At 35.2% G+C, this 24,818-nt stretch carries 25 protein-coding genes and 3 pseudogenes; 1 reads left to right on the forward strand and 27 read right to left on the reverse strand.

Going from position 1 to position 24,818, the window contains the following annotated elements:
- Positions 1–103 precede the first annotated feature (103 nt).
- From ltrA to ABWU58_RS05220, 11 genes and pseudogenes are all read right to left on the reverse strand, one after another.
- Complete coding sequence (gene ltrA / locus ABWU58_RS05170; protein WP_253308914.1) at positions 104–1,447, reverse strand: group II intron reverse transcriptase/maturase; 1,344 nt, start codon at positions 1,445–1,447, stop codon at positions 104–106.
- Between the two features lie 509 nt (positions 1,448–1,956).
- Positions 1,957–2,361, reverse strand: a pseudogene (locus ABWU58_RS05175) (patatin-like phospholipase family protein); the annotation flags it as partial.
- A gap of 21 nt (positions 2,362–2,382) precedes the next feature.
- A complete protein-coding gene (locus ABWU58_RS05180; RefSeq protein WP_172758512.1) occupies positions 2,383–2,610 on the reverse strand; it encodes a hypothetical protein in 228 nt (75 codons plus the stop codon).
- Between the two features lie 67 nt (positions 2,611–2,677).
- Positions 2,678–3,214, reverse strand: coding sequence for an ankyrin repeat domain-containing protein (locus tag ABWU58_RS05185; RefSeq protein ID WP_338977072.1), 537 nt, complete (start codon positions 3,212–3,214; stop codon positions 2,678–2,680).
- A 52-nt stretch (positions 3,215–3,266) separates the two neighbouring features.
- Entirely contained in the window at positions 3,267–4,202 is a 936-nt protein-coding gene (locus ABWU58_RS05190) for a contractile injection system protein, VgrG/Pvc8 family (RefSeq protein ID WP_353282783.1), read from the reverse strand.
- Positions 4,203–4,412: a tail protein X gene (locus ABWU58_RS05195; RefSeq protein WP_264685702.1), complete on the reverse strand. Its 210-nt coding sequence runs from the start codon at positions 4,410–4,412 to the stop codon at positions 4,203–4,205.
- On the reverse strand, positions 4,409–4,765 hold the full coding sequence (locus ABWU58_RS05200) for a phage tail protein (RefSeq protein ID WP_236514916.1): 357 nt from the start codon (positions 4,763–4,765) through the stop codon (positions 4,409–4,411). Before ABWU58_RS05200 ends, ABWU58_RS05195 begins: the two co-directional genes overlap by 4 nt.
- The gene (locus tag ABWU58_RS05205; protein ID WP_353282784.1) at positions 4,765–7,050 is read right to left on the reverse strand and encodes a phage tail tape measure protein; all 2,286 of its coding nucleotides are present in this window, start codon (positions 7,048–7,050) and stop codon (positions 4,765–4,767) included. The genes ABWU58_RS05200 and ABWU58_RS05205 overlap by 1 nt, the downstream gene beginning before the upstream one ends.
- 115 nt (positions 7,051–7,165) lie before the next feature.
- Positions 7,166–7,420 (reverse strand): phage tail assembly protein, encoded by a 255-nt coding sequence (locus tag ABWU58_RS05210; RefSeq protein WP_353282785.1) that lies wholly within the window; start codon positions 7,418–7,420, stop codon positions 7,166–7,168.
- A gap of 133 nt (positions 7,421–7,553) precedes the next feature.
- On the reverse strand, positions 7,554–8,429 hold the full coding sequence (locus ABWU58_RS05215; protein ID WP_353282786.1) for an Rpn family recombination-promoting nuclease/putative transposase: 876 nt from the start codon (positions 8,427–8,429) through the stop codon (positions 7,554–7,556).
- A gap of 95 nt (positions 8,430–8,524) precedes the next feature.
- Positions 8,525–8,920, reverse strand: a pseudogene (locus tag ABWU58_RS05220) (phage major tail tube protein); the annotation flags it as partial.
- Between the two features lie 216 nt (positions 8,921–9,136).
- Here ABWU58_RS05220 and ABWU58_RS05225 point away from each other — a divergent pair.
- A complete protein-coding gene (locus tag ABWU58_RS05225) occupies positions 9,137–10,102 on the forward strand; it encodes an IS110 family transposase (protein ID WP_353282787.1) in 966 nt (321 codons plus the stop codon).
- A gap of 100 nt (positions 10,103–10,202) precedes the next feature.
- Here the strand turns inward: ABWU58_RS05225 and ABWU58_RS05230 are convergent, their stop codons facing one another.
- The 16 genes and pseudogenes from ABWU58_RS05230 to ABWU58_RS05305 all read right to left on the reverse strand — a co-directional run bounded on the left by ABWU58_RS05230 (position 10,203) and on the right by ABWU58_RS05305 (position 24,237).
- Positions 10,203–10,709 carry a phage major tail tube protein gene (locus tag ABWU58_RS05230; RefSeq protein WP_353282788.1) on the reverse strand — a complete coding sequence of 169 codons (507 nt, stop codon included), beginning with the start codon at positions 10,707–10,709 and terminating at the stop codon, positions 10,203–10,205.
- Positions 10,710–10,792: 83 nt separating this feature from the next.
- Positions 10,793–10,888, reverse strand: a pseudogene (locus ABWU58_RS05235) (phage major tail tube protein); the annotation flags it as partial.
- A gap of 21 nt (positions 10,889–10,909) precedes the next feature.
- Positions 10,910–12,094 carry a phage tail sheath subtilisin-like domain-containing protein gene (locus tag ABWU58_RS05240; protein ID WP_353283727.1) on the reverse strand — a complete coding sequence of 395 codons (1,185 nt, stop codon included), beginning with the start codon at positions 12,092–12,094 and terminating at the stop codon, positions 10,910–10,912.
- Complete coding sequence (locus ABWU58_RS05245) at positions 12,087–12,647, reverse strand: hypothetical protein (RefSeq protein WP_155968663.1); 561 nt, start codon at positions 12,645–12,647, stop codon at positions 12,087–12,089. Before ABWU58_RS05245 ends, ABWU58_RS05240 begins: the two co-directional genes overlap by 8 nt.
- A 6-nt stretch (positions 12,648–12,653) precedes the next feature.
- Positions 12,654–14,075 carry a hypothetical protein gene (locus tag ABWU58_RS05250; protein ID WP_353282789.1) on the reverse strand — a complete coding sequence of 474 codons (1,422 nt, stop codon included), beginning with the start codon at positions 14,073–14,075 and terminating at the stop codon, positions 12,654–12,656.
- The gene (locus tag ABWU58_RS05255) at positions 14,072–14,266 is read right to left on the reverse strand and encodes a hypothetical protein (RefSeq protein WP_015589010.1); all 195 of its coding nucleotides are present in this window, start codon (positions 14,264–14,266) and stop codon (positions 14,072–14,074) included. The genes ABWU58_RS05250 and ABWU58_RS05255 overlap by 4 nt, the downstream gene beginning before the upstream one ends.
- A gap of 4 nt (positions 14,267–14,270) precedes the next feature.
- Positions 14,271–15,464, reverse strand: coding sequence for a hypothetical protein (locus ABWU58_RS05260; protein ID WP_353282790.1), 1,194 nt, complete (start codon positions 15,462–15,464; stop codon positions 14,271–14,273).
- A 20-nt stretch (positions 15,465–15,484) separates the two neighbouring features.
- A complete protein-coding gene (locus tag ABWU58_RS05265) occupies positions 15,485–17,413 on the reverse strand; it encodes a DUF4815 domain-containing protein (protein WP_264339108.1) in 1,929 nt (642 codons plus the stop codon).
- Positions 17,414–17,419: 6 nt separating this feature from the next.
- Positions 17,420–18,121: a hypothetical protein gene (locus ABWU58_RS05270; RefSeq protein ID WP_265023359.1), complete on the reverse strand. Its 702-nt coding sequence runs from the start codon at positions 18,119–18,121 to the stop codon at positions 17,420–17,422.
- Between the two features lie 90 nt (positions 18,122–18,211).
- On the reverse strand, positions 18,212–20,260 hold the full coding sequence (locus ABWU58_RS05275; RefSeq protein WP_353282791.1) for an AAA family ATPase: 2,049 nt from the start codon (positions 20,258–20,260) through the stop codon (positions 18,212–18,214).
- 17 nt (positions 20,261–20,277) lie between these two features.
- Complete coding sequence (locus ABWU58_RS05280; RefSeq protein WP_353282792.1) at positions 20,278–21,162, reverse strand: AAA family ATPase; 885 nt, start codon at positions 21,160–21,162, stop codon at positions 20,278–20,280.
- Positions 21,080–21,493, reverse strand: coding sequence for a hypothetical protein (locus ABWU58_RS05285; protein WP_022626307.1), 414 nt, complete (start codon positions 21,491–21,493; stop codon positions 21,080–21,082). The genes ABWU58_RS05280 and ABWU58_RS05285 overlap by 83 nt, the downstream gene beginning before the upstream one ends.
- Positions 21,490–21,990, reverse strand: a complete 501-nt coding sequence (locus ABWU58_RS05290) for a hypothetical protein (protein WP_182364992.1) — start codon at positions 21,988–21,990, stop codon at positions 21,490–21,492. Before ABWU58_RS05290 ends, ABWU58_RS05285 begins: the two co-directional genes overlap by 4 nt.
- A gap of 37 nt (positions 21,991–22,027) precedes the next feature.
- Positions 22,028–22,816, reverse strand: coding sequence for an AAA family ATPase (locus ABWU58_RS05295; RefSeq protein WP_353282793.1), 789 nt, complete (start codon positions 22,814–22,816; stop codon positions 22,028–22,030).
- Positions 22,817–22,827: 11 nt separating this feature from the next.
- Positions 22,828–23,649, reverse strand: coding sequence for an ATP-binding protein (locus ABWU58_RS05300; protein ID WP_353282794.1), 822 nt, complete (start codon positions 23,647–23,649; stop codon positions 22,828–22,830).
- A gap of 93 nt (positions 23,650–23,742) precedes the next feature.
- Positions 23,743–24,237: a sigma-70 family RNA polymerase sigma factor gene (locus ABWU58_RS05305; RefSeq protein WP_019236463.1), complete on the reverse strand. Its 495-nt coding sequence runs from the start codon at positions 24,235–24,237 to the stop codon at positions 23,743–23,745.
- Between the last annotated feature and the right edge of the window lie 581 nt (positions 24,238–24,818).

Raw genomic sequence — 24,818 nt, forward strand, 5'->3', positions numbered from 1 at the left:
TTGGTGGCTGATCCATTATTTTCATGTTGGGCCTCAATCCAAAATTCCCATATTCACGTTTCCAGCTCCCGCCTCATCAAACGCAGCATGCGATTTTCCCGCACTACGCTTTCCTAGTAGTTTCTTTACCAAAATTTATAACATATTGTGCTGGTAAGGCTTTCTGAATGTAATACCTTATTCTATAGTCTGAATAAAGATCTAGAGTTTTATATATCCATTCACTACTCCATCTCTTCCAGCCAAATCCTTTCTTTGCTTTTCTGGCTCTCATTAGATTGCGTCTTATTTTCTTCTCTACCCAATGTTTGACGTAACTAAAGCTTCGATTTGTGTTTCCAATCCTAAAGTAGTTTGTCCACCCTCTCAATATCGGATTAATGATATGAATCACTTTTCCTATTGGTTGCGATTTATAACAGCGGAATACTTCCTTCAATTTTTGAAGTAGGTTTGTTCGTGCTTTCATCTTGGGTGTTATCCTCACATTCCACTTTCCTTGTTTTGTGATGTTCTGTTGAAAATCAAATCCTAGGAAGCTGAATGTCCCTTTTTCTTTAAGATTAATCACTTTTGTCTTTTCTTCGTTTACTTCTACTTCTATTTTTGCTAATTCTTCTTGTAACCTTTTGTGCACTGATTTTTCAAGCCATTCCCATTTCTGGTGTCCATCTATCAGTATCATTAGATCGTCTGCCCATCTAGCGTATTCTATATGTTGATATTTTCCTTCTTTAGTCACCTCTTTTGCCTTCTCTAGCATTTTATCCACCTCATTGAGGTATATATTGCTTAGTAGTGGTGAAAGTGGTGATCCTTGTGCTATTCCTCGTTTCCCTCCTACTTTGAGGATTAGCTTAATCAAGTGCATGATTTCTTTATCGTTTACCCTTTTGGAAATCTTTTCCATAAGAATATGATGTCGCACATTATCAAAGTAGGACTTTAGGTCTACGTCAATAACTTTTGTATTGCCTTTGATTGCTGCTTTCGCTACCCTGCTTATTGCTTCATGCGCTTTTCTCTTAGGTCTATATCCATATGATCCGTCCTGAAAGTCAGATTCGAATATTGGTTCAATTATTAGCTTTAGTGCGCTTTGCACTATTCTATCCCGAATGCAGGGTATGTTCAACGCTCTGAGTTTTCCTCCAGCTTTTGGTATTTCCTTTCTCCGGTTCCTATTTGGGTTATAGGTCTTGGTTATTAGTTCACGTCTGATTTGTTGAAGATGCTTCTCTAAGCCTTCTGCTTCTATCGATTCGAACGTCACCTTATCAATTCCTGGTGCCCCATTACTCTTCTTTGTCAGCTTATATGCTTCTTCTAGCGTCTCCATCTTACATACGTGAACATAGATTCCCCAGAATCGCCATTCCGGTTTTGCCTTCGCTTTGGTATATATCTTCCTTCTCAGGTCTTGTAATTTAATTGGCATTTTTATCATTTTTACCTTTACCTCCCTTTTGTTAAAAGATTCCTACTAGTAGGGTGCCTTTGCTCCATGAGCGTTACCTCACTTCGTCACTACTACACACCCATCCGCCACCCTTTCATCTTCAGTTCATTTCCTGTTTCCAGTTATAGAACCTACCACTCCAAGGTATTTCTCCTTGGGATGAGGAGGGCTTCTCCAGTTGCCTCGTATTCCCTTATTATCATGTCATCACTACCACCCCGCTAAAGTAGATATGCTGTATCATTCGTATTTCAGCTATCTATGTTGCTTTCACCCAACTGCCGTGAGCTCAGCCTTTAGTTTTACACACTTTCGAGGCCACCTATGTGTTCGCTTTCGCTACAACCTGATAATTCGCCATTATCCTTACGATAACGTTGTCGGTAGGCTTCAATATCTTGGTTTCCCTCCATATTGCTACCCTAGCTACAGGACTCCGACTCTTATCCTGGTGGGTCTACCTCCCACTGAACATACTCGCCTTTTCTGGACACACGACAATTATTGTGAATATCATAACTTGTAATCATTACATTACTTAAAGTGTTTTGTAGGGTATCATCACCAAAATATTTATCCAGTACAGATTCAATATTTTTATGTGGATATTGTGCACAGTTAAACCAAGATAATATTGATCGCCTAAAGAATGAAGATTTAAAAATATATGACCCGTATTCTTGGTAAAGCTCAACTAAATCATTGGCTGAATATTGGGGATTTCCCTGTTCATCTTTTTTACATAATCCTGCTACAACAATCCCACCGGTTGAAGTACCTGCCATAAGATCAAAGATTTCAGCTATCGGTTTTCTTGTCCTTTGCTCTATTTCTGCTAGAATAATGGCTGGTATGATGCCCCTTATGCCTCCGCCGTCAACGGATAAAATGTATTTAATCAATTGTGAATTTAGGTAAAGATGTTAAGATTTAATTTTTCCGCTTAAAACCTGCAATTTAAACTCATCTAATTCTTCAGAAAGATTTTTTACCCTTTCCTCAAGTACTAACACTTTTTCCATTAAACCATATTCAATAAGTTTATCGTGAAATTGTACCCTTGAGTCTAGCTTGGATAACCACCATATCAATGCTACGGTTTGGATTAATATGGTAATAATTACCGTAATTGGGATTTTTTGCTTTTTCATGTGAAAAGATTAATTTGTTATGGATAGTTTTGGAAATTTATATATAGATTATAGAAAACTTACAGCTTTAGTGATTACTTTTTGTTGATTCGTATTGATCCTCTGCTTTAGCAAGTAGCTTTATGATTTCCCTGTAAGGTTTATCTTTGTTGTGCCTTGATTCTATTACAGCTACATCTCGAGGGTTTTTTCCATCTGTATCTCTAGTATTAGGATTAGCACCTCTTGCTAATAAGAACTTAACTATCTCTGAATTGCCTCCGTATGAGGCAGAATGTAATACTGTCCATCCTTTATATCTACCTGTATCATTTATATCAACTCCTTCATTCACTAGAAATTTTACTAATTCTAGACAGTTTCCTTCTGCTGCACAATGTAGCGCTGTTAATCTAGGAACTCGTGTATTAACACTTAATAAATTTTCTACTGAAAACTTTACTACATCTAAGTTACAATTTTGAGAAGCAATGCGTAATATCGTTTTATAATTACCTGCAGCTTTTGCCTTCATGTAGGAATAGGTAGCAATAATACATACTATTACTGCTATAAGCCACCAAAAATGTAGCTTATTTTTTGTATCTTGATCCAATTTATCCATATTCAACATCTTTTTAACATTAAATAGATCATTTACTCATTTTTTATTAACATTACTTACTCAAAGATGCTGACAACATAGTAAGGTAACCTGAGCTATTTAAAGTATGCTCCGCTCTATTAACTATCCATTCACCATCTACTGCTTGATTAAAACCTATAAGATTAAGTTTAGCTTCTGCAAATAACTCTGGATTACCAGGCATAGTTATATCTAAAGTTTCATTGTTACGCTTCAATTGTTTCAACTTGGCATTTGCTGCACTTAGTGCTGACTCTGCATTTGAGTAAAGTTCCAGCATAATATAACTTGGCTCACCGCTACCAACTGTTTCTTTAATAGTTTCGCCCTTTTCATAGCTATGCCACTTTGCCACTACTGAATTATACTTATCACGTACGGTAAAATGCACTTTCCAATTAATTGTGTCTTGAGGTCTAATATTCGTTGTTCCTAAAGCTTTTCCTGTGGCTGATTTTGCCATGTTTTTTGAAATAAATAATATATACCCACCAGCTAATTTTGCCATTGCTTCGTTTTCTATTGCTATTTTAGTTAACAAGCTGATATCACTTTCATCTATTTGGTTGATGTGGGGTATCAATATATCCTTAAATTCCTCAGCGACTTTGTATCCATATCCATGTTTTTGAGCTATTTCTTTTACTAAGTTTTCTATGGTAATTTGGTGCCATTCTTTTGATACTTTTGCCTTCAAAGATATTCTTAAATTTGTTGCATGAGCTTTTATTAGTAGGGTCTTAGGTGGGCCTTGTATCGTAACTTCATTGACTGTATATACACCCATTGGAAAGATTCCCGTTTCCTTATAACCTAGTGCTATGTTCAATTCATTTGGAACTTCTACATTTTCATTGCCATAATCAACACATACCTCTGCGATATCATCTATAGTACCAGATTCATCAGTAAGATGCACCGATATTACATGATCTTTTATTCCTTCGATGCTAAATTCAGGTTTCATTTATTCCCACACTTTTAACTTCGATTTTTTCAACTGCTCTTGTATTGTAGGTAACTTGATTTTTAATCCTGCAGGCAAAAAACTTCCATAATCTGCAAGTCCAGGATTTTCTTCCAATACTATTTCTACTGCTCCAGAGCTATGTCCATAGTGTTTAAAGCATATATAATCCAACATTTCATTTTCTTGTGCTATATAATGTACTGTCATACATAACGCCTTAAACTTAAGCTAAATTCAACCTTTTTTGCTAATCCACATGGAAAATACGACGTTTGCTTTTCTTCTAATCGTGTAATTACAAACTGCCCTAAAACATTACCCGTATTATCCACTAAAGGATAGGATACTTGATTTTCTATTGATTCCTTTAAATTTTTTAGTTGGTTTAAGCCATTAGAGTTATTAAGATAAATGACTCCTTCTAAATCTATATTTTCTACTCCCTGGCCAATATTTTGCAACAATGGAGCTTTGTGAATACACTCTATGGTATTCCAACGATTCTCTTTACTGCACCTTAACCCTGTTGGAGAAATTTTATATGGACCAAGTGAAAACATTAGTAAATAGGTTCTATTGAATCAAATAAAACATCTCGCGATTTTTCTCTTATTCTTTTTATTACTGTATCAGCAAGACTACGTACATCTTGGTTAGGTTCTGCTTTAATACTTATATTAAATGTAAAAGTTTGATTGAAAATTTTTTGTTCACACTTTTCACAGTCTTTTAAAACTTTCTCTGAATTATCTGCTACAGAACCTTTTTCTGTAATCACGCTAGCACTTTCAATATTCGTTCTACTATTCGAAATTCCACTAAAAGCATTATTATTTAATAAAGGATTTCCTTTACTAAAAACATTTCTATTTTCACTAGTTGCACTGCCTATTTTTGCTTCTACTGTTTTCTCTAATGCTTTTATTGGATTATCATTAAACAATTTTCCTATACCAATCCAATTTTCTATAGGTTTTGTAATTGATTTCCAGATACTTGAGAAAAAGTCCTTTACCTTTTGCCAATTAGCGATTACAAGTGCTGCACCAACTGATAGTCCAGCAATAGCAGCTCCTATAGGATTGGTTAGCGTTAAAGCTTTCAGTCCCATGATTACTGCTGGAATTACTCGTGCTGATAACGAAGTTAATACTGGCAAAAGTGTTCCCTGCAAAATAGCATTAAAAGTTAATAGTCCACCTCCAGCCAATGCAAATGCATAACCAAAACCTACCACTGCAATCTTGCCAATAATAAGAGCTGAAATTATGCTCATAACTCCTGTAGTCAAAATTGGACACTTCTCTGCGAACCAAGCTATACCTGTAGATATAGACCTCAAAATCTTACTTATCCAATTTAAAGGAGGTAGCATAACTGACCCTAAGTTCATTCCTAGCTCTGCTATTGTATTTTTAAGTAGCTGCAAATTATTTGCTGTAGTACTTGCACGGTTATTAAATTCCTTTTGCATAGATTTGTTATACTTTTCTTTGTCAGCCACAAAACCTATTGCTTTTTTATATTCTTCCAAACTTCCAACTATCAATGCAATATCATCTTGATATTCTTGACCAAAGAGATTGAGAAGGATTTGTGAACGTTCCTGTCTATCTACTTTTTCTAAAGTTTCAAAAAAATGAAGTAGAGCTTTTTGCCCGTTTTCAGCAACCTTTTGTGACATTTCCTCTGCAGTGATACCTATCGATTCCAATGCTACTTTGAACTCTTTTTCTTGCCCTTCAGCAGTTTGGAGCTTAGAAAGTAAAGCATTTATGGCAGTTCCTGCTTTTGCTGGTTGTTTACCTAAACTAACGAAGGCATTTACTAAACTACTTGTTTCCTTGATATCAAGACCAAATTGTTTTGCAGTACCACCAACTATTGCTAGAGCTTCAACCATATCTTTTGCTTTGGCAGCAGTGTTATCTGATAAGTGATTGATTACATTACCAACGTGTTCCATTTTACTAACATCAATTCCATAAACGTTAGAAAGTTTAGCTATGGAATCACCAGCTTGTTCAGCGGACATATCAAACGCTGTTGCCATTTTAGCTACTGTTGTGGTAAATCCAAGTAGCTTATCTTTGTCGATACCAAGCTGACCACCACTTGCAGCTATTTTTGCTAACTCTGCAGCCGATAATGGTATTGTACGGGATAATTCCTTTAATTTCTGGCCAAATTCTGCGGCTTTTTCATTATGAATTGCATCATTCTCATCAAATTGCACTACTTTTTTAACATCAGCCATAGCACTTTCAAAGTCAATTGCAACTTTAATTGGCGCTGCAAGTGAAAGCCCTAGTCCTATAGTCTCCATTACTTGTGATCTATAATGCGCTTTTTTTGCCAAGGCATTTTGCTGTTTTTGTATTACAGATCCTAGTTTACTGTATTTCCCTTTTAGCACTTCAATAGATGAACCAAGTTTAGTTTGATCCCTCACTAAAGATTTAATATCCTTTCCACTTTTTCTTATTTCTTCATTTAATGTGTGAAGTGCATCTCTCTTTTTAATATAAGCCTCTTTTGCCTTTGATGCCGATGCTTTCAATTTTTCAAATTCATTTTTCAGTGCTTTGCTTGGTTCTTTTTTTTCCTTCTTTTCTTTAGCAATTGCTGCAGCTGATTCTTTTGCTTTCTTCTCCGCTTCCTTCCAATTCTTCATGGCTTCAAGGGCATCATGATTTAGTTGCTTAAATTTGGAAACCGATTTCATTGATGAATCAAGCTGCTTTATACTATCACCCAACTTAGAAAGCTTTGCTGCACTACCTGTCATTGCATTATTAAAACTGCCATCTAACGTTGCACCTATTTTTATTGAAAGCATTGACATTTTTTTGTTACTCCTTCACTTACTTCTAACCACTTTAGAAACTCTTTTATACTCATATTAATAATTTGCTCAATTCCACTTCCTGTTGTTGAGCTAAGTTTTAAAATATTGAATCTTAACTCCTCTGTTCCAGCGGCGACAAAAAATCTTTTAGCACCTTCTGTATTTCTACATAATCTTTAATACATAAATCTTCAACTACTTCTTTTGGCACAGACGCTAGATTAGCAATTAAAGCTACTTCTTTCAAAGCTTCGCCTTCTATGCGTTCTATAGCAAGTAAATCTCTTACTTTAGGTTCACGCATTGATAACTCTGAAACAGAAATTCCATCAACTGTAATTGGGTTATTAAGTGTTATAGCTTGCATGTTTCTCCTTAAAAAGTTAATTAAATAAAAGTCTATATCGGCTTTTACATAACTAATTTTTTTTACTATAGTTTTTGTGTTTGATTAACGATCCTTCATACTAAATTTCTCAATATAAAGATGATAGTAGGGTTTATTTTTCCTCAACTTGAATTAATTCTTGAACTTCATCGACAGAAAGACCTGTACACTTGACAATAGTGCTAATATCAACATTATTAGTCAACATCGCTTTTGCAACTTCAATCTTTCCTTCAATCTTTCCTTCTTTTTTGGCATCATCAAGTTTTTGAGCAAGAACAGCTTGTTCATCACGAATACGCTTTATCTCTTGTTCATAGGCTATAAATTCTTCTTCAGACCAGTTGAACCTATTTAGTTCTTCATACGCTCTTTTAATTATTAGATCACTTCCTATTATTCTCTCTAGCTCTTCTTCACTAGTTTCATCTGCATATCTAAAAAAGTAGACCCACTTTTCAACTATATTTGAAAGCTGATCTTCTTTAGTTTTGGAAAATTTAGGCAATTCAATAAATACAAAATAAAAATCTTTTAGATCATGTTCATTAGTATCTTCATCGCGAATAGTATGCTTCGATTTGTACTCGGACTTATCAGGAAACAGTATACAATCTGCTATAGCAATAAAGATAATTTCCTTAAGGTCATGGTATTGATCACCTTTATCCGCTTGTCTTGAATAGGCTTTAGCAGCGTAGTATTGGGCACGTTTTTCAAAGCCTTTGGTTTTAGCGACCTGCATCTCAATTATCCATTGCACTCCTATAGAATCTCTACATAGCACATCAACAATACTTTGCTTTTTAGATGCAATATCAGGATCTTGAATAGTACTTAAAAACTCTATATCCTGTATTGCATTTTTGCCAGTAAAGCTCAAAATATCATTTAGAAAGTGAATGAGGATATCTTTATTCTTTTCTGTACCAAAGATACGGCGAAATGCTATATCATTTTTAGGGTCGAGAAATTTAGATAAAGCCATAGCACAAATGCTTAAAAAACATTAATAATTATACAGTATTATCAGTAATTTTTCAATAAAAAAGTGGTTATATGAAAAGGCATCCATCTATTCCATTAAATCCCTAAAACCGTTTGTAGCAAGGCCATCTGATCAACACCATTTATCTTTCTTATCATATTTTCAGCATCGATCTCTATCAGCTCATTGCCACCTATCGTAAGTTTATAATAATGAGCAGCTACAGTGCATTTTAGAGTGGCTTTTTCAGCAGGTTTCCAGCTACCAAAATCAAATTCTTTGAATATGCCCCTAAGGTTGATAATTACTCCTTCAATATCATTACCTTGCATTCCACCTCTGAGTGTCAAAGAAACTGAATTCCCATTTATTAGACCAAATAGCCTAAAGAGTTCTGTATCGTATTCAGAAAAAGTAAAGTCTGCTTCTAACTTTTCCATGCCCATATCAATATTTATTGGAATATCCATACCACCAGCACGGTACTCCTTATATGTTAAAAACAAGTTCATAAATATTACAAAGTGGTAATACTAAGAACATGCAGAGAAGAGGAACCGTGGTATTCCTTGGTCATAAGGACCGTAACAGAGCAAGGTTCTCTTCTTTGGTTTATTATACTGAAAGTTCCGAACAACTGATTGAGCGTTGAGGCTCGTATATAAGGGTGGAAAATGCAGTATTATATATTATTCTATGGAGGAATTATGAATTCATCAAATATTATTGCTGGCATTGATGTTAGCAAAAACAAACTAGATATCCACATTCATCCACTTGGACATCACAAAGTATTTGAAAATAACATTCAAGCTATTGATCAAATACTCGACTTTTTGCGGTTACATGACGTAACCAAAGTTGGACTTGAAGCAACTGGTGGGTACGAAAAATTATGTGCTTATACTTTACTAAGCAATAGTTTCGAAGTATATGTCATTCAACCTAGATGGGTTAGAGATTATGCCAAAAGCCTTGGCATTGCTACTAAAACTGATAAAATAGACTGTAGCATCATCTCACGTTATATTAGTAATACAGATATGCGCGTTACTCCTTTAAAAGTTAGTAATAGTAATGTTGACTGTTTGAGGCAAAAATTATCTCGCAGAAATCAACTAGTAGAAATAGCAAAAATACAAAAAACCCAAGCTCATCAGGTAACTGATATATCCATAATCAAACAAATGGAAGAGCTACTCGTTGTTTTGCAAAATCAAATCCAATCCTTAGAAGATGAAATGATAGAATTGGTTGATCAAAGTCAAGAGCTTAAAAAAAAATACATATCAATAACTAGTATGCCAGGTGCAGGTCAAATCTTAGCTATCACTATGATTTGTTATCTACCAGAACTAGGGACTATCAGACATAAAGAAATATCTAGCCTTTCCGGAACAGCACCATTTAACCGAGACAGTGGTTTTAGTAAAGGAAAAAGGTGTATACAGGGTGGTAGATCACAGGTCAGAAAAGTTTTACATATGTGCATTCTTAGTGCGCGGGAAGGGAATTCTTACATAAAAACTTTTTTTGATAGGTTGTACGATCAATATAAAAAGCCATATAAAGTTGCTTCCACTGCTGCTATGAGAAAGTTACTTTTACTCGCTAACTCTTTAGTAAGAGATGGCAGGGTTTTTACTAAGGAATACAGCCCTAAATCCGCTTAATTGGCAGATAAGCGTGGACGTGGATAAGTGCGCTTACACAGACTGAAAGCACTTATCCACGTCCACACTTATTAAAAGAATTTAAGACAAGAATTACAACTTAAATACCTAAAACTGTCTGCAGTAAGGCCATCTGATCAACACCATTAATTTTACGGATCATATTTTCTGCATCAATTTCAATAAGTTCCTGACCAGATATGGTGAGCTTATAATAATGAGCAGCTACCGTACATTTGAGAGTTGCTTTCTCAGCAGGCTTCCAGCTACCAAAATCAAATTCTCTGAATATTCCCCTGAGATTTATAACCACTGCTTCAATATCATTGCTACCACTACCTTGCATTCCACCACGGAGCGTCAAAGCTACTGAATTTCCATCTATCAAACCAAAAAGTCTGAAGAGTTCTGTATCATACTCAGCAAAAGTAAAGTCTGCTTCAAGTTTCTCCATTCCCATATCAATACTTATTGGAATATCCATTCCTCCTGCACGATATTCTTCAGTTTTGATGGTGAGCTTTGGTAGAGTAATTTCATCGATACGACCAGCATATCCACGACCATCAACGAATACGTTAAAATTCTTTAAGATCTTTGGCAACATCTTTTTATACCTTTAAAATAAGTGAAAATTATTTTCAGTATTTTTCATTTTTCTATTGACTTTTAACACAACTGCTCTGTTTTTATGGTAAGCTTTGGCAAAGTTATTTCATCTATTTTTCCTGCATAACCACGACCATCTACGAATACGTTAAAATTCTTTAAAATCTTCGGTAACATTTTTTTCCTCTTTCTCCCCTTTTACAATATTGCACCACTCACCAGGTGTGACCTAAAAGTAATCTGTTCTGCTGGATATGGTGGTGTAAACTCGAAGTCAAAATACACTTTCCCGCTTGCAATGTTTGCTGGTGTATTGAGTTCTGGTGTTGCATAACATTTTCCACTGATAATAGCTCCTTGCGCTTTTAAATTGGCCAAATAAGAATTCACCCCCTCAATCACATCATCTATATAAGTTTTGGTAATATTTCGATCAACTGCCCAGAGATGAGCTCGAAGTAAACTATCATTGATTAAATCTGCAGTCCTTCTCACTGATAAAAAAGCCCATTTCGAGTCATTTGAACATGTTCTATTGCCCCAAAGCCTATAGCCATTTTGATGAATTATCGTTGTTACTTCATTTTCATTTAAGTGGTTTGCTCTACAATTTGTATTACCGAGCGTAAAATCAATAGGCCTGCTTGTGCCAACAATACCGTTTATTTCTTTATTTGAAGGTGAGTGCCAGAAGCCTTGCTCGCTATCTACTTTCGCTATTAAACCTGCTACAAATGGGCTAGACGGTAAAATTTCTTCTTTTCCTTCAATAAATACCTTAACCCATGGATCAACAATATAAATTCTTGAGCTACCTACACTTTTTCTCCATTTTATTGCTTCTTCATCATTAGTATTTGGTCCATCTGCAACAATAATTGCTCTTAATTTTTCTGCTATGGAAATTAAAGCACTCACTACTGGATTTACTCCATCTATTTCAGGTAACTGATGAGTAAACTGAGGTGCAATTAATATTCTTGGAGCAACATGAACTATACTTTCACTACTGAGGAATGCCTCTATCCCTTGATATTCTCCAGTCTCTTTATCAACTCCACCGATTATACTTTGAATAGTTTCACTTTCTTTGAGCTTTGGATCGCTGTTTTCACTTTCTTTAACTCGAATAACTACTACTGTTGCACCAATCTGGGAAAATATTCCATTTATTGCAGAAGGTAAACTGCCACTCTTTCCGAGCTTTGCTGCTTCCTTTAAGCTTCCTGCAACTAACACTGGTTTATTTAGCGGAAATTTTTGCTCATCTGCTTCAGGTGCAGTACCAATTACACCTATCACTGATGATTTAGCTGTACGTACTGTCTTTGCTCCTGAGGTTACCTCAATAACATTTACGCCATGTAAAAATTCTTCAGCCATTTCTTTGTATTTTTTTCCTGAAATCATCGAGCAAAGTCTGTAGCTCATTTTCACTTTTGGCTTCTTCAATCTTTCTTTTGGCTAAATCTTCAAGCTCTTCACATTTAATTATTGCTTTTACTGCTTTTTTCACTTTTTCCTCAATTATTCTTGCCATTTCAATAACCGTAATACCACGGACTTTTGCTAAAGGTTCTATAATTTCTTTATCCTTTTCATCTATAGATTCTGGTGCTGCTAGAATGCTTTTTGCGGCTTCCGCTTGAATCTCATAAGATTTAGCTTTTTGGTGAGAATGACCTGCATATTGGTGAGTATGATTATCATAATAGAAACGCATACTATCAAATGCACAAAGCTTCGCATTATCCAGTAACTCCTTTTGTATATCTTCTTTAGTACGCTGAGCAATTTTTCCTCCTTCTGTTAAACAATAGCTTTTTTGCCAATCAAAATCTTCTGGTGCTTCATACCAATCATTTTCAGTTGGCTTGCTTTCAAGTGTTGTTGTTTCTACTTGTTTATCATTTTCAAATCTAATGTAGATAGACATTGTTTGTTACCTCCAAATCTCATACGTGTTAGATAATCCTGGACATTGCCAACCCCTGAGCGTCCTTTCCACATCTACCTCAAGCCCTGTGGTGAGAAAATTGCTACGTATGTTATAAATCCCCCACTGAATAAATTGACCATAGTTGTGTACATAATTTGATGCAAGCATACCTTGACTAACTTGTGTTCTGGAATACAGATAAGATGATGTGTAAAGTAATATTGCAACTGTTTTTCCTGCTGGAATCTCCACATTACCAGATCCGGCTAACTTGCTATCAGAACTCGTGTATTGGTAAACATTTTTCCATACTATTTTTGAAATACTTGATTTATTAGAATTAGTGTTATCAGGAGTTCCCACAAATAATCCTGCTCCCCCATACTCCGTACTCGAATACGATGATCCAACAAATTCCATTGTCTTATTTATGTTCACATTGGTTGTATTTTTTACAAATACTACTCCAAGTGCAGCATACGGGTAATAGTATATCTCATCATAACTACCCGAAAAACTTTTTGTGCATAACTCTCCGTAAATAAATGTTCCTTTACTTCCCTCTATAAAACTTAGTTGTCTTGGCCGATAAAAACTAACGTAATCTGTATTGTACGTATGGCTACCTGCTAGTAGTTGTAACATATAGTCAGTTTTTGTTATATCACTACTCCACTTTCCAAGCTCTGTCGTAAAAGTTCCGTGGCCAAAATAATTATTTTTTCTGCCAAGTACACCAAATAAGAAAGGTAATGACCCTGGTTCAACCATGTTGCGCTTTCTTATTTCATTTATAAGAGACGCTTTTAACTGTTCATCCCGAGTTTTTACCTCATTCAGGATGTTTTCAATTCGAGTTTCTATTTCCCTAATAATTGATGAGCCACTTGGCACATCATTAACAGTACGGAAGTTATTCACTAAACCTTTAAGACCATCTTTATGACTGTTACTAATGCTATTTATTGCTGCAATATTGGCATTCTTTCTCGTATCAAGTAGCGATAAATTTGTTGTTCCTTTTTCATCAATTCTCTTTAATAACTGCTTCTCTGATTCAGAGATCACTGCTAAAGAACTAGCTTTTTTAGTATCCAGATCAGTTAAGTGTTTTTTTGCACTATCAAGAAGTTCTTTTAGCTTACCATCTGTCATCTGTACAATTTCAGAAACTGCACTTTTGTCGATTATTGATTCCAATGCTTTAGCAAGATATGCTAATTGATCTGGTGTACTGTTTTCTGCTAAATCCTTAAGCCTCTTTTGTAGTGCATCAATTATTTCTTTTACTTTAGTCATTTGCGCAATATCAGAAATAGCTTTTTTATCTGCTATCAATTCCAGCGATTTTGCAAGATATGCCAGTTGATCAGGTGTGCTATTTGCTGCTAAATCCTTTATCCTTTGGTATATTGCTTCTTTCATTTCCAAAAATTTAAAAAAGTCTCAAAATTAAACCGCTCAAAATTACTCTTAAGTTGATTATGCTCATCTTCTCTTTCGGTAATATCTTCATCTATTTTCTTAATTGTGGTACGGATACGAACAACATCTTGCACAGCAATGTTTTCTGGATGAGGCAAAGAGTATCCTCTACTTGTTTTATCATCTGACATTCTGCTAAGTGATAATGATTCGTAGATTTTTGACTTTTGGACGATAGACAACCGTTCCACTTAAAACCAATTTTATCCTTGTATCATTACCATTAAAATTTGATAGCACATGAGTTCTCTCTACCAAATTTTCTCCAATTGGTTTTCCTGATGTTAAATTTACTAATTGCCAATCCACGTTTTTTTGTACATATGCTTTAACATCTGCAGTGCCAGGTATCAGCGCATCATATGTTATGGTAATCTTAGTGTTAGCTCCTGCTGTAATGCTTCTTGTAACATAATCCCCAGACTCTGAAAGATTGCCCATAACTAGCTGTAACCCAGGATATAGCACTGGACTTTTTTCTTTTGACCCTTTTAAATTTGCCTTTACTGTTAACTCTCTGCTAATTCTTTCACGCAGCGCTAATGGCAAATTATCAGACAAAAAGTTTTCTTTTCCTTCTTCATCTGTTAGGATAAATTCTACGTTGGTATCAAATGCTACTTTTTCGACGTTCGTCAAAATAATTAAATCTGAAGTATTGGTTGCTGTAACTTTGCCAAGATCAATAACATGAGAATTTTCGCTAAATTTTGCAGCTAGTAGTCGAAACGTTAAATCTAAATTTTGATGTGGAGTCCAGGTACTTGCATTGCTAGATGAAAGTAATACTCCTACTTGATATGGCTGACTTGTTACCCAACGGCTATTTACTGCATCATATTTGCCAAGTTCTGCTATTTTGACTGCAGTACCCTGATCATCAGTAAGCAGTACTATTGCATACTCCTCTCCTGCATGGCAAAACACTGGTGGCCATTCTATACGTGTTGCTGTGCCATCTACTTTTATATCTTTCGGCTCAATATAACTTTCAGCAATGACAGTCTGCGAGGGCATTCCCACTGCTGTTTCTCTAATCTGCACAACAACACGTTTTTTGCTGCTATTTACGAACCATAGCTCCACGCCTCCTATGTGTCTGCTCTCATTTAGCGTAAATGTTTGGGCTAAAGGATCAACTCGTCTTGCTGCGATCACTCTTCTTCTTTCCTCTATGGTAATTGTTTTTTTACCAGTATACGTTGCTTCTCCATAACTTCCTTTATCACCGAAGAACTGCACTAACTTAGTCCCAGCAGGAATGTTTCTTGGTACAGTAAATCTTCCTTTTATTTTTCCTCTGTTATCAGCAATAAATGTTGCGATCATGTTTTTCTTTCAAATATTTTCTATGCTTGAGGTTGAATGCTTATGCCATCAAATTTTACTTCCTTAAGCTTTTCACCAGTTGCAAAACCTTCAATCTCAAAATTTTGAGTTGCTTCTCGCATAAATTCAGTTTCGTATGAGGTACTTGACAGCAGCTCTGTTGTTTCTTTAACATTAAACACTCTGGTTACTGGACTTTTCCAATTCGTGGTAACCTCCGTCCAGTGATCTATATTTTTATTTAGAGTAATTTGTGCCGGGACTGGATCAAAAGCTTGATATGGATTGATCTTTTCTCCTTTAGTCTGTAAAAGCTGCTCCAGTACCGGTTCAAGTTCATATGGCAACAAATAAGTTTTTTCTCCTCCATCAATATCAGCAATCGTTACATCTATTGGTAAAATTAGTTCCTTATTTACTATTGCTGCAGACTGCAAAATTCCTTGATCGCGCATATCATCATCAAAGAATGAATCAACAAATACTCCTTTTTTGGTGGTAGGTTCTCTTGAATTTGCATCATTGCGTAGACGTTCCTCTGCAACCAGCGCATAAAGATCATTTATTCCTTTTTTCATTGCTTCAAGCTCATTCATCGGTACAGCATGAATAGCATTATTCACTATTTTTACCCCTTCGCCTTTTTTCCACGTCTGATGAATGTAGCAGAGCAAAAGTTGTCCACTAGGCGCTCTAGGCATTGATGGTCGCCAAGGGTGAGAAATTCCTTTTATTCTTCTTACCACTCCTTTGCTATCGATAGTAATTAAATCATAGCGGGGCATTTTCCAGGTGTAATCAATCAGAACCAAGCTGTTATCAACTGCTCCTTTTACTTTGCATCCCTGTTCACTTATATCTTCAGGGCTTACATGAGTACGACAGCGGTAGGTTATTTGATAACTACTTCCAGGAGCTGGTTCTTTACCTGGTAATGACCAATCAACGTTTCCTGCGTTTAATTTGTAATCTATACTATTTTCATAAATAACATTGCCTTGTTTAACTTGAATAATCTCAAGTACTGCAGAGTCAGGTATCGGATCAATAGCTCCAGAGTATGAACCATGAGTAACAGTAATGGTTTTCTGAACAGTTATATCTACTTTTTTAATTTCACTTATTGGAAAATCATTCACCTTCAGTTCCATTACTCTTTGGCTATTTGGCTGAAAAGTATGTGGTTCTGATTCAACTGATTTTATATCCGGATCTTCATCAAAAGAAACACGAATACTGTGAGGAAGTTCAATCTCATAGCCATCAACATGAGCTTTGCCCTCATTAATCACAAATATTTTTTTTCCTCCTTCTCCCTCTTCCTTTTGCAGGAACATTACTTCAAGACCATTTACGACGTAGGAACCATTTGCTTCTTTGTCATAACGAGCAAGCGCAGTAGTTACTATGTTTGCTTGTGGAGGTGGTGAATGTTCTATTAATACTCCATTTTCAATGTTATAGATTGGATAAAACTCTCCTTCAGAAAAACGTGGAGAAAGACCTTCTGCTTGATAACCCCAAATGGTGGAAACTTTAAGCCTTGCAGCTCCTACTTCCTGATAGTTTCTTGTACCAATAGCAGGATCACGAAGGTTTTCATCCTCAAGTTCTGTAATCGTAGATTCTACATAATAAACACCTATGCGAACTGTGGTACTCAGTGGAATAACAAATTCTTCTTTTTCAACTTTTCTAACTGCACCGCGCAGATAGATTTTTCCTCCCTCAAGTGTAGCTTTACCAGTTTTTGCATCTATAATACAATTGCTTCCCGTTATAACATCACCATCACGAAATATTGCATCACCTATGCCTTTAAGCTTAGAAAGAGCATACTCCTGAGTCTCATTTAATTCTGCAGACTGTAGACCTCTTCCTGCAAGGAACAAACTTTTTTCGTACTCTTTGTCAGGATTAAAGCGGTTATAATAGGCGTTTAAAGTCATTTTATTCTAAAAGGTTACAACAAATGAAAAAGTTTCCCGAGTTGCAGATGTTCTGATAAGTGGTACAGTGTGTTCTAAAACTAATAAGATCCCTGGGTCTTCTATATCTTGTGGTTCAAAATACCTCTGTCCTATAGGTAATTCTTCTTTTACTTTAGTACCAACCATAACCCCTAATTCCCGTATAACTTGATTTGCTGCGTTTGTGAAATCGAAAGTAAATTTGAGATAGAGATTATTAGTTGGTACATTTGAGGGCCTAAACCTTCCAGATGGAGTTATAAGTTCACCGTTTTCATCACCTGTGCAGAATAGCACTTCGTCTGCAGTACGTCTGCCAAGTTCATTGAGCAGCTTTTCAGAAGTTATCAGCTCTGGTGGTGTGCTTTCACTATACTCTACAGTAACTTTATCACTTACTGGAATAGAGCTATTTTCCGTAAGTTTTATTACACCAGTACTGCCATTAACTGTATAGTCAATACTTGGCTGATAAGTTGTTTGCCCTGTAAAAACCTTCACATCTTTAATAGGTTGACGATCAAAAATAGGTTGATGATCAAATTTTATTTCACCCTTAACGAAAGTTTTTTCTACTTTGTGGCTACTTTCCCAACTTGAATCACCTGTTCCCCAAGCAAGATGGATAGATTGCTTTTTGATGCTGGCTGCTATTGCTGCTCTTCCTGACTGTGTGAGTATTGACATTTTTAATTAAGCCCCCTATATTATATATGTACGGTGAGTTCAAAATTCGTCCGCAAAAATCAAAATATTTTTTTATATCAGAAAAATTTTTTAGGAGAATAGCTCAGCTCCACAGCTAAACTTTCCAACGCCGCGAGCAAATGGTCCGCTAGGAATGTCAAGCCATTTATCTTCTTTTGAACCAGTAGCCATTCCCTTAACCAGCTTCCGTGTTTGTAACAGCTCTTGAACTATACGCTCCATTCTATCTCTTCCTATACTGTGAAACTCCTCAGGTAGTCTATGCCGCTGTTTATACACTCCTGTACTTCCTGTATGGGTAAATGGATGTCCAGAAATTGCTGCTCGTGTAATTGCAGTTATAAGATGCTGCTTTGAATCTTTTTCGTTCATATTTTTTATTCTTAATCTTTCAGTTATGTCCTCTAACAATCCTGTTTCTTCATTTCTTAAATAAGTGCGTAAAGTGCGATCAGCCAAACCGTTTGCTTTAACAATTGCTCCATAAAATAATGCGTTCTGTCTTACAGATTCTCCTATTGATTTAAAAATTGTCGGTTTAGCTGCATCTTCCACAGACCAAAAAGCGTATGAACACCTAACACCATTAACAAGAGCAGATGTACCTCTAATGGCATCACGTACTTGCTCAACAGTCGATATAGGTTTTTCACTTTTTGGCTTTCTCATATGATGGGCAGTAATTATTGATGCTCCAGTGCTACCTGCTAAATCAGATAATAAAGACATCAAATAATCGCCTACGGCTGGGTCAGTATTTAAATCAGCATGCACAAATGATGCAAGTGGATCAAATACGATTAATTTTAAGTCTTTTATTTTATTAAGTTGTTTTGTTATAGATTCAAATTCAGGAGAAGTCTCTATAACTTTACCTGAAACACTCTTTATGATTGTAAGTGATCCACTAACATTTGGTAATGGTACAATAAAGAGCCTATCTTTATATTTTAATCTTTCGCATTGCGAATCAAGACGCTCTAAACGACGATGTATTTCACTCATATCATCTTCTGCTGAGAAAATTACCACAGATCCATGTTCAGTAACTAAAGGACCAAAACCACATGGCTGATCTTTTCTACTCGCAACTTTCAGTGCTAAATCAAGCAGAAGCATACCTTTACCAGTATCTCCCATTGCAGCTAGAATAGATGTCACTCCTAAAGGAAATAACCCTTCAACAAGAAACTTTTGCTCTGGTACTGGACCTATAAAACGTTCTACGCTCCATTCTTGAATATTAAGCAATTGCTTAACGATGATTTTTTTCGAGTTATTTTCAATGAATTCAGGAATATTCATCTTTTCTTCTATACCATCAGCTGAATCCCATCCTTTTGGTTTATTGTCAGGTATTTCAAGAAGAGTAAGTGATAAAACACCAAGAAAAGTAAGCTTTTTCACAACTTTCTCAGCATATTGTTTTCCTGGTTCATCATTGTCTGGCCAAATAATAACATGCTTACCCTTAAGTGGTGACCAGTCTGTTTTTTCTATTGGTGCATTTGCTCCTAACATTGCAGTTGTGGCAGTTATACCTTGCTCTATCAGAGCATCTGCACACTTTTCACCTTCAACTAAAATCACCTTATCAGATTTCATAATACCTGAAATATTATATAAAGGCCTGATCTGTGGTGGAGTAAAACTAGACCTTTTTACATCAAAAGGAAGATATCTTTTTCCTGAATCAGTGTTATAACGATAAACTGTAACAATCACTTGATCACTTTCATCGTAATAGTTCCATGATGCCGTTGGTTGCCCCAGAGTGTTATTTTTTTCCGAATAACCAATCCACTTAGCAATATCTTCTATCGTATCAGTAAATTGATTTTTTCCAGTAACAGCAGCCCAAAGATCAAAAATATCTCCTCCTTCTCCGGTAGAAAAATCATGCCATAATCCGGCTTTACTGCCAGTTAACTCCACTATCATACTTTTTCCTTGATTGTCTTTTAGATCACCTACATAGAACTTATCACCACGAAAAGTTCCTCTTGGCAGTAAATAAGAAAGACATGACCTTATATTTGATAGGAGTTGAGTTCTTAACTGTTCTTTCTTCCCTAATAATTTATAATGTCCATTTCTTTGTGAACAATAAATATCCATACCTACCTGAAGAATTTTTATGTTCTAGCTATAACGTTAGCAGATTTCCAACATCCATTAATCTTATTGATGAATTTTGTTGGTATAGATCTACCGTTTCTAAGTTCATATACTACTTGCAAGATATTTGTACGTTTATTGGGTTGAAATATTACTATTCCAGATGTATAAAAACTTCTTAAAGCGTTAGCACCAACGAGAGCTTGAAATGGATTCTTTTCCAATATAGAGGTAGGTACTTTTTTGGTGTGATTTGTGATGATTATTCCAGCCATAGGATTAATCTTGGAACGTAGTTTTTCTATTGCATGCTGCAGACCATAGTTAACGGAATTATAAGGAGAATCAATCACAACTAAATCAAACTTTTCCTCTACCATATTTTTTATTTTTTCTATATCTTCTTCATTTAAGGTCAAATTCATCTTGTTCGTCACAATTAAGTTTTCTGTTGCTAAATGAGGAAGTTTGTTGAGTTGTTGTATACGTTCTCTAATGTAATCATATTCCATTTCGTTTTGTAGATAGAATATTTTTAGCGGTCTTGTAGGCTTCATGCCAAGAAATGATCTTCCTGCTGCCAGATGTACTAATAGAGAAAGAAGAAAATGACTTTTGCCAATCTTTGGAGTACCACCTATGACCAAAAGACCACCTGGTGTCAAAATTCTTGGGCCTATTATATCTTGTGGCATTGGTGATTTGTCATTTAAGTAATGGTTTACAGAAAATGCTTTTCCTTCGTTTTGTTTTTCTTGTAATATGGAACTTCTTTCATCTTTACTGTTCAACCATGTTTCAGCAGAATCTATATTACCTTTAACTAAAGTCCAAAGGTCTATTATATTTCCTTTCTTTTCTTCGATCAGGTTGTACCAATTTCCTGCATTTTCTCCTTCCATTTCTACTGCCAATATAGAATTTATTTTGGTAAGATTTGCCTTCAGGTAACAAATAAGATAAACAATCTTTGATATTATTAATTAATAATGATTTTATTTTTAAAGCATTTTTAGATGAAAAATCCATAAAATTCTCCTTGTTTATTCCAAATTTGTTCAACATATTTTTTAGACGTTTAAAGTCAAGATTAGCCAGCTCACAAACAGTTTCAAAAGATCGTGAGCGAATCCATTGACAAGCCTCTTTTTTAAGTTTAGGGTTTTTTCCTGCTGCATCCTGAATAGCTCTAGTAATAACAGCAGCCCACAACTTTCCTTCGTCATACTTCAAAATGGCAACCAATCATCTTGAAAACTTTTTTGTAATTCTGGAGTAATAACTGTAGTAATCCTATTTCTATCTCCGTATGTATTATTAGTTTCAACGCCTACTTTCGCTGTAAACTCTAAATCGTTGAAATCAGCTATAGAGTTGATTTTTCTAGCAGTAACTGCTTTCTCTGAAGTGTCATTTGCATGAATATTTCTGGATGATTCCAAAATACTACGCAGCATAGAACGTCCAGATTCTCCCCAGATGTCTTCTTCACCTTCTGCTTTGCCATTTTTGATACCTATAATCTGAAAAATCTTGCGTTTTGCATATGGACCTTCAGTGACAGTAAATTCAGTATTTAAATAGATGCTGCCAGTAGTGTAGTTTTTAGTGAACCAATTTTCATAACCTCCAGGCTTTATTGCCATTTTTACCTTGACTATTGTACCTTTCGGTATTAAACTGCTCTGCAGTTTTGCATTATTAAAATCAGTTAAAAAATCTTGTAGCATACGCTCTCCTATAAGTTGACTTTAAAGTGAAAGTTAGCTATTCCATTAGCTGCCAATGACCATTTATCTTATCGACAAGTTTGTTTGGCACGCGTTCACCATTGCGAAGCTCAAATACTATCTGGCGTGCACTGCTTTCTTCATCATGAGCAAACATCACCATACCAGTACTGTAAAATCCACGTAAAGATCCAGCACCACTTAGGCCTTGAAATGGATCTTCTTCGAGCATCTTTTTCGATAATTTTTTTGTATGATGAGTAAGTACAATACAAGCATCTGGATTGACAGCACTGCGTAGCTTTTCAAGAGTCTTTTGCAGAAAAAACAACATAGCACTATTGTCATTTTCATTTCCATATTCACTGCTAAAGATGTTACGTAATGGATCTATGGCCAAAACATCAGGTTTAAAGCGTTCATTTACAATCTCCTTAATTTCACTTATTTCATCATGATTAAATGATAAGTGCACTTTTGGCGTAATGATTAAGTTGTTAGCAGCTACATTCAAAAGTTCATTATCAAGTTGTTGCAAACGTTCTTTCATATATTCATATTCAATTTCAGTTTGCATGTAGAAAATTTTTAAAGGTCTATTTGAAACCATACCAAGAAAAGGAACACCTGCAGCCATATGAACGAGCCATGAAATCAAAAAGTCACTTTTGCCGATTTTAGGTGGGCCACCCAGTACCAATAAGCCTCTTTTTGTTAAAATTCTTGGTGAGATTATATCCTCTGGTATTGGCGATCGATCGTTCAAGTATTCTTTCACACTGAAAAAAGGAATTTTTTGACCAATAGTTAAAAAGTTTTGTAGCATATAATAACCTCCTATATGTTGGGCGTGACAGGTTGAATTGCAAAAGCTTTAGTTTTAATTTTTTTAAGAAGTTTTCCTAGATGCGGTTCTTCAACCATATTAAGGCAACCACTTCGATCTTTAGCAGGATATCCCCAAGAATTAATCGTCTGACAGACAAATGAACGAACCTCTGTACCATCATCTTTCTTGATTCCAACCATACTGATTACCTCATCAACAATACCTGGAATTTCACTTGCAGTTTTAGCTCCTTCACATTGAGGTAGCCAAGTTGAGCGATTGAAATCATCGAGGTATTGTCCAAGAGTTCCAACTGTAATGATGTCTTTATTTGGAATATGTTGAAACTGATTGAGCCAAGCCATCATTTCTTGAGCAAGTAACCCGTAAGCAGCTCTCATATCTTGTTTTCCTGATCTTTCAGAAAAAGCTTCAGGTTGCATTTTTGCCCACAATAGACATAAACGCGAGGCTACTGTAATACTATCGATAAAAATACATCGATACTTGAGAAACTCTGAAGCAAGCTCTTTGTATTTACTGGATACATGCTCATAGTGTTTTTGGCTATATGCTGAGTCAGATTTTAACGCAGGATTAGGACCACCTATGAGACATGCAATATCTCTTGCCTCATTCCAAGTACGAATACTTACAGAATCCCCTTGCCAATCTTGAACAGCAAGTAAACCTGCCTCAAAATCAAGACAAAGTGTTGGTTCATTTATGGTCTTTAAGAGACTAGTTTTACCTATACCATAAGGACCAAAGATGACCATTTTTATACCTGTTTGAACTTTTAGCCGTTCATTGCTGTTCATTATTTTCATTTTTCTCCCAGTACCTAAATATATATGTACGATGACCTAGGCAATTCGTCCGCAATTTGCAAAAAAAAATTTTGAGCAAATATAATCGAGAGCTTATAACTTCTCTAAAACTGAGAATTTATCGCGTATTCGTTCTAGTGTGCGATAGATAGTTGTCTTTGGTATTTTGGTTATTACAGAAACTTCAGTAATAGTAAATACCTTAAGTAATTGACATAAATTACTATCTTTTTCAGACAAAGTTGAAATTATATTATTTATGTCAGTGCGAATTATCGCTTCGATTTCCGAGTTCCTATGATCTGGAATATCGTCGTTTATATCATCAAAAGTTATATTACGTTTTAGACATAACTGATTGCGTAACATATTGCGAGCACAATAATTAGCTAATCTAGCAACGAAAGTACTAAAACTACTTCTTTTCTCATCGTGCTGGTTAAGATATTGCCAAACCTGACAAAAAAGCTCTTGTTCTATATCTTCGAGACTTTCGTTAATAAAACAGCTTTTGGATTTAAGGCGCGAAGCTTGAAATCTCACATGTTTAACAATTGTAGAATCGATTCCTTGATAAGAATTCTTCATAAAAACTCCAAAAGTTTCATGAATAGAGATTTTTACCAAGACTTTGTATGACTAATTTATTATAAAAAAGTAGTAATAATTTTTTTATCTAAAAGAATAAAATCTTTAAAAATTAAAATAAGATTTAAACGTTTTGATACACTACTGAAGCTACTTTTTCATAGGTAAAAAACTACCAATTTCGTACCTAATTTCTGAGTTACTAATTAGTATTTCAGAAAGCAGTAATCGTTAAGTTATTGATAATATTGTCTTTTTTATGTTCTATTCCTAAAAGCCGTTTCTAAAGTTAAGTGGCTAAAATCGGCCAGTAAAGAGGGTTTACGGATTACTGAAGTCTTATATATATTATATATATATTTAAATACAGGTAAAATATAATATATGATAATATAATAATATAAATATTGGCGTAATATAAGTTATGTAAAATAGTTATTAAGATAAGTAAAGATGAAAAAAACTCAAATGGCAGGATATGAAATTTTTTTTAATTTTTTTTCAAAATTGCGGACGAATTTGCGAGTCATCGTACATATATATTATACAGGGCATTGAACTTTAATTACACAAAGGAGTTT

The sequence above is a fragment of the Wolbachia endosymbiont (group A) of Pogonocherus hispidulus genome, assembly GCF_964028195.1.
Classification (GTDB): domain Bacteria; phylum Pseudomonadota; class Alphaproteobacteria; order Rickettsiales; family Anaplasmataceae; genus Wolbachia.

What these genes read in the sequence shown, in the direction of transcription:
- ABWU58_RS05290 (WP_182364992.1), bottom strand. Translation starts at nt 21,990, where the DNA reads ATGCTACAAGATTTTTTAACTGATTTTAATAATGCAAAACTGCAGAGC.
- ABWU58_RS05240 (WP_353283727.1), bottom strand. Translation starts at nt 12,094, where the DNA reads ATGGCTGAAGAATTTTTACATGGCGTAAATGTTATTGAGGTAACCTCA.
- ABWU58_RS05250 (WP_353282789.1), bottom strand. Translation starts at nt 14,075, where the DNA reads ATGAAAGAAGCAATATACCAAAGGATAAAGGATTTAGCAGCAAATAGC.
- ltrA (WP_253308914.1), bottom strand. Translation starts at nt 1,447, where the DNA reads ATGATAAAAATGCCAATTAAATTACAAGACCTGAGAAGGAAGATATAT.
- ABWU58_RS05270 (WP_265023359.1), bottom strand. Translation starts at nt 18,121, where the DNA reads ATGTCAATACTCACACAGTCAGGAAGAGCAGCAATAGCAGCCAGCATC.
- ABWU58_RS05300 (WP_353282794.1), bottom strand. Translation starts at nt 23,649, where the DNA reads ATGAAAATAATGAACAGCAATGAACGGCTAAAAGTTCAAACAGGTATA.
- ABWU58_RS05265 (WP_264339108.1), bottom strand. Translation starts at nt 17,413, where the DNA reads ATGACTTTAAACGCCTATTATAACCGCTTTAATCCTGACAAAGAGTAC.
- ABWU58_RS05255 (WP_015589010.1), bottom strand. Translation starts at nt 14,266, where the DNA reads ATGTCAGATGATAAAACAAGTAGAGGATACTCTTTGCCTCATCCAGAA.
- ABWU58_RS05230 (WP_353282788.1), bottom strand. Translation starts at nt 10,709, where the DNA reads ATGTTGCCAAAGATCTTAAAGAATTTTAACGTATTCGTTGATGGTCGT.
- ABWU58_RS05275 (WP_353282791.1), bottom strand. Translation starts at nt 20,260, where the DNA reads ATGGATATTTATTGTTCACAAAGAAATGGACATTATAAATTATTAGGG.
- ABWU58_RS05205 (WP_353282784.1), bottom strand. Translation starts at nt 7,050, where the DNA reads ATGTCAATGCTTTCAATAAAAATAGGTGCAACGTTAGATGGCAGTTTT.
- ABWU58_RS05225 (WP_353282787.1), top strand. Translation starts at nt 9,137, where the DNA reads ATGAATTCATCAAATATTATTGCTGGCATTGATGTTAGCAAAAACAAA.
- ABWU58_RS05190 (WP_353282783.1), bottom strand. Translation starts at nt 4,202, where the DNA reads ATGAAACCTGAATTTAGCATCGAAGGAATAAAAGATCATGTAATATCG.
- ABWU58_RS05200 (WP_236514916.1), bottom strand. Translation starts at nt 4,765, where the DNA reads ATGTTTTCACTTGGTCCATATAAAATTTCTCCAACAGGGTTAAGGTGC.
- ABWU58_RS05210 (WP_353282785.1), bottom strand. Translation starts at nt 7,420, where the DNA reads ATGCAAGCTATAACACTTAATAACCCAATTACAGTTGATGGAATTTCT.
- ABWU58_RS05185 (WP_338977072.1), bottom strand. Translation starts at nt 3,214, where the DNA reads ATGGATAAATTGGATCAAGATACAAAAAATAAGCTACATTTTTGGTGG.
- ABWU58_RS05295 (WP_353282793.1), bottom strand. Translation starts at nt 22,816, where the DNA reads ATGCTACAAAACTTTTTAACTATTGGTCAAAAAATTCCTTTTTTCAGT.
- ABWU58_RS05180 (WP_172758512.1), bottom strand. Translation starts at nt 2,610, where the DNA reads ATGAAAAAGCAAAAAATCCCAATTACGGTAATTATTACCATATTAATC.
- ABWU58_RS05280 (WP_353282792.1), bottom strand. Translation starts at nt 21,162, where the DNA reads ATGGAAGGAGAAAATGCAGGAAATTGGTACAACCTGATCGAAGAAAAG.
- ABWU58_RS05195 (WP_264685702.1), bottom strand. Translation starts at nt 4,412, where the DNA reads ATGACAGTACATTATATAGCACAAGAAAATGAAATGTTGGATTATATA.
- ABWU58_RS05245 (WP_155968663.1), bottom strand. Translation starts at nt 12,647, where the DNA reads ATGTCTATCTACATTAGATTTGAAAATGATAAACAAGTAGAAACAACA.
- ABWU58_RS05215 (WP_353282786.1), bottom strand. Translation starts at nt 8,429, where the DNA reads ATGGCTTTATCTAAATTTCTCGACCCTAAAAATGATATAGCATTTCGC.
- ABWU58_RS05260 (WP_353282790.1), bottom strand. Translation starts at nt 15,464, where the DNA reads ATGATCGCAACATTTATTGCTGATAACAGAGGAAAAATAAAAGGAAGA.
- ABWU58_RS05305 (WP_019236463.1), bottom strand. Translation starts at nt 24,237, where the DNA reads ATGAAGAATTCTTATCAAGGAATCGATTCTACAATTGTTAAACATGTG.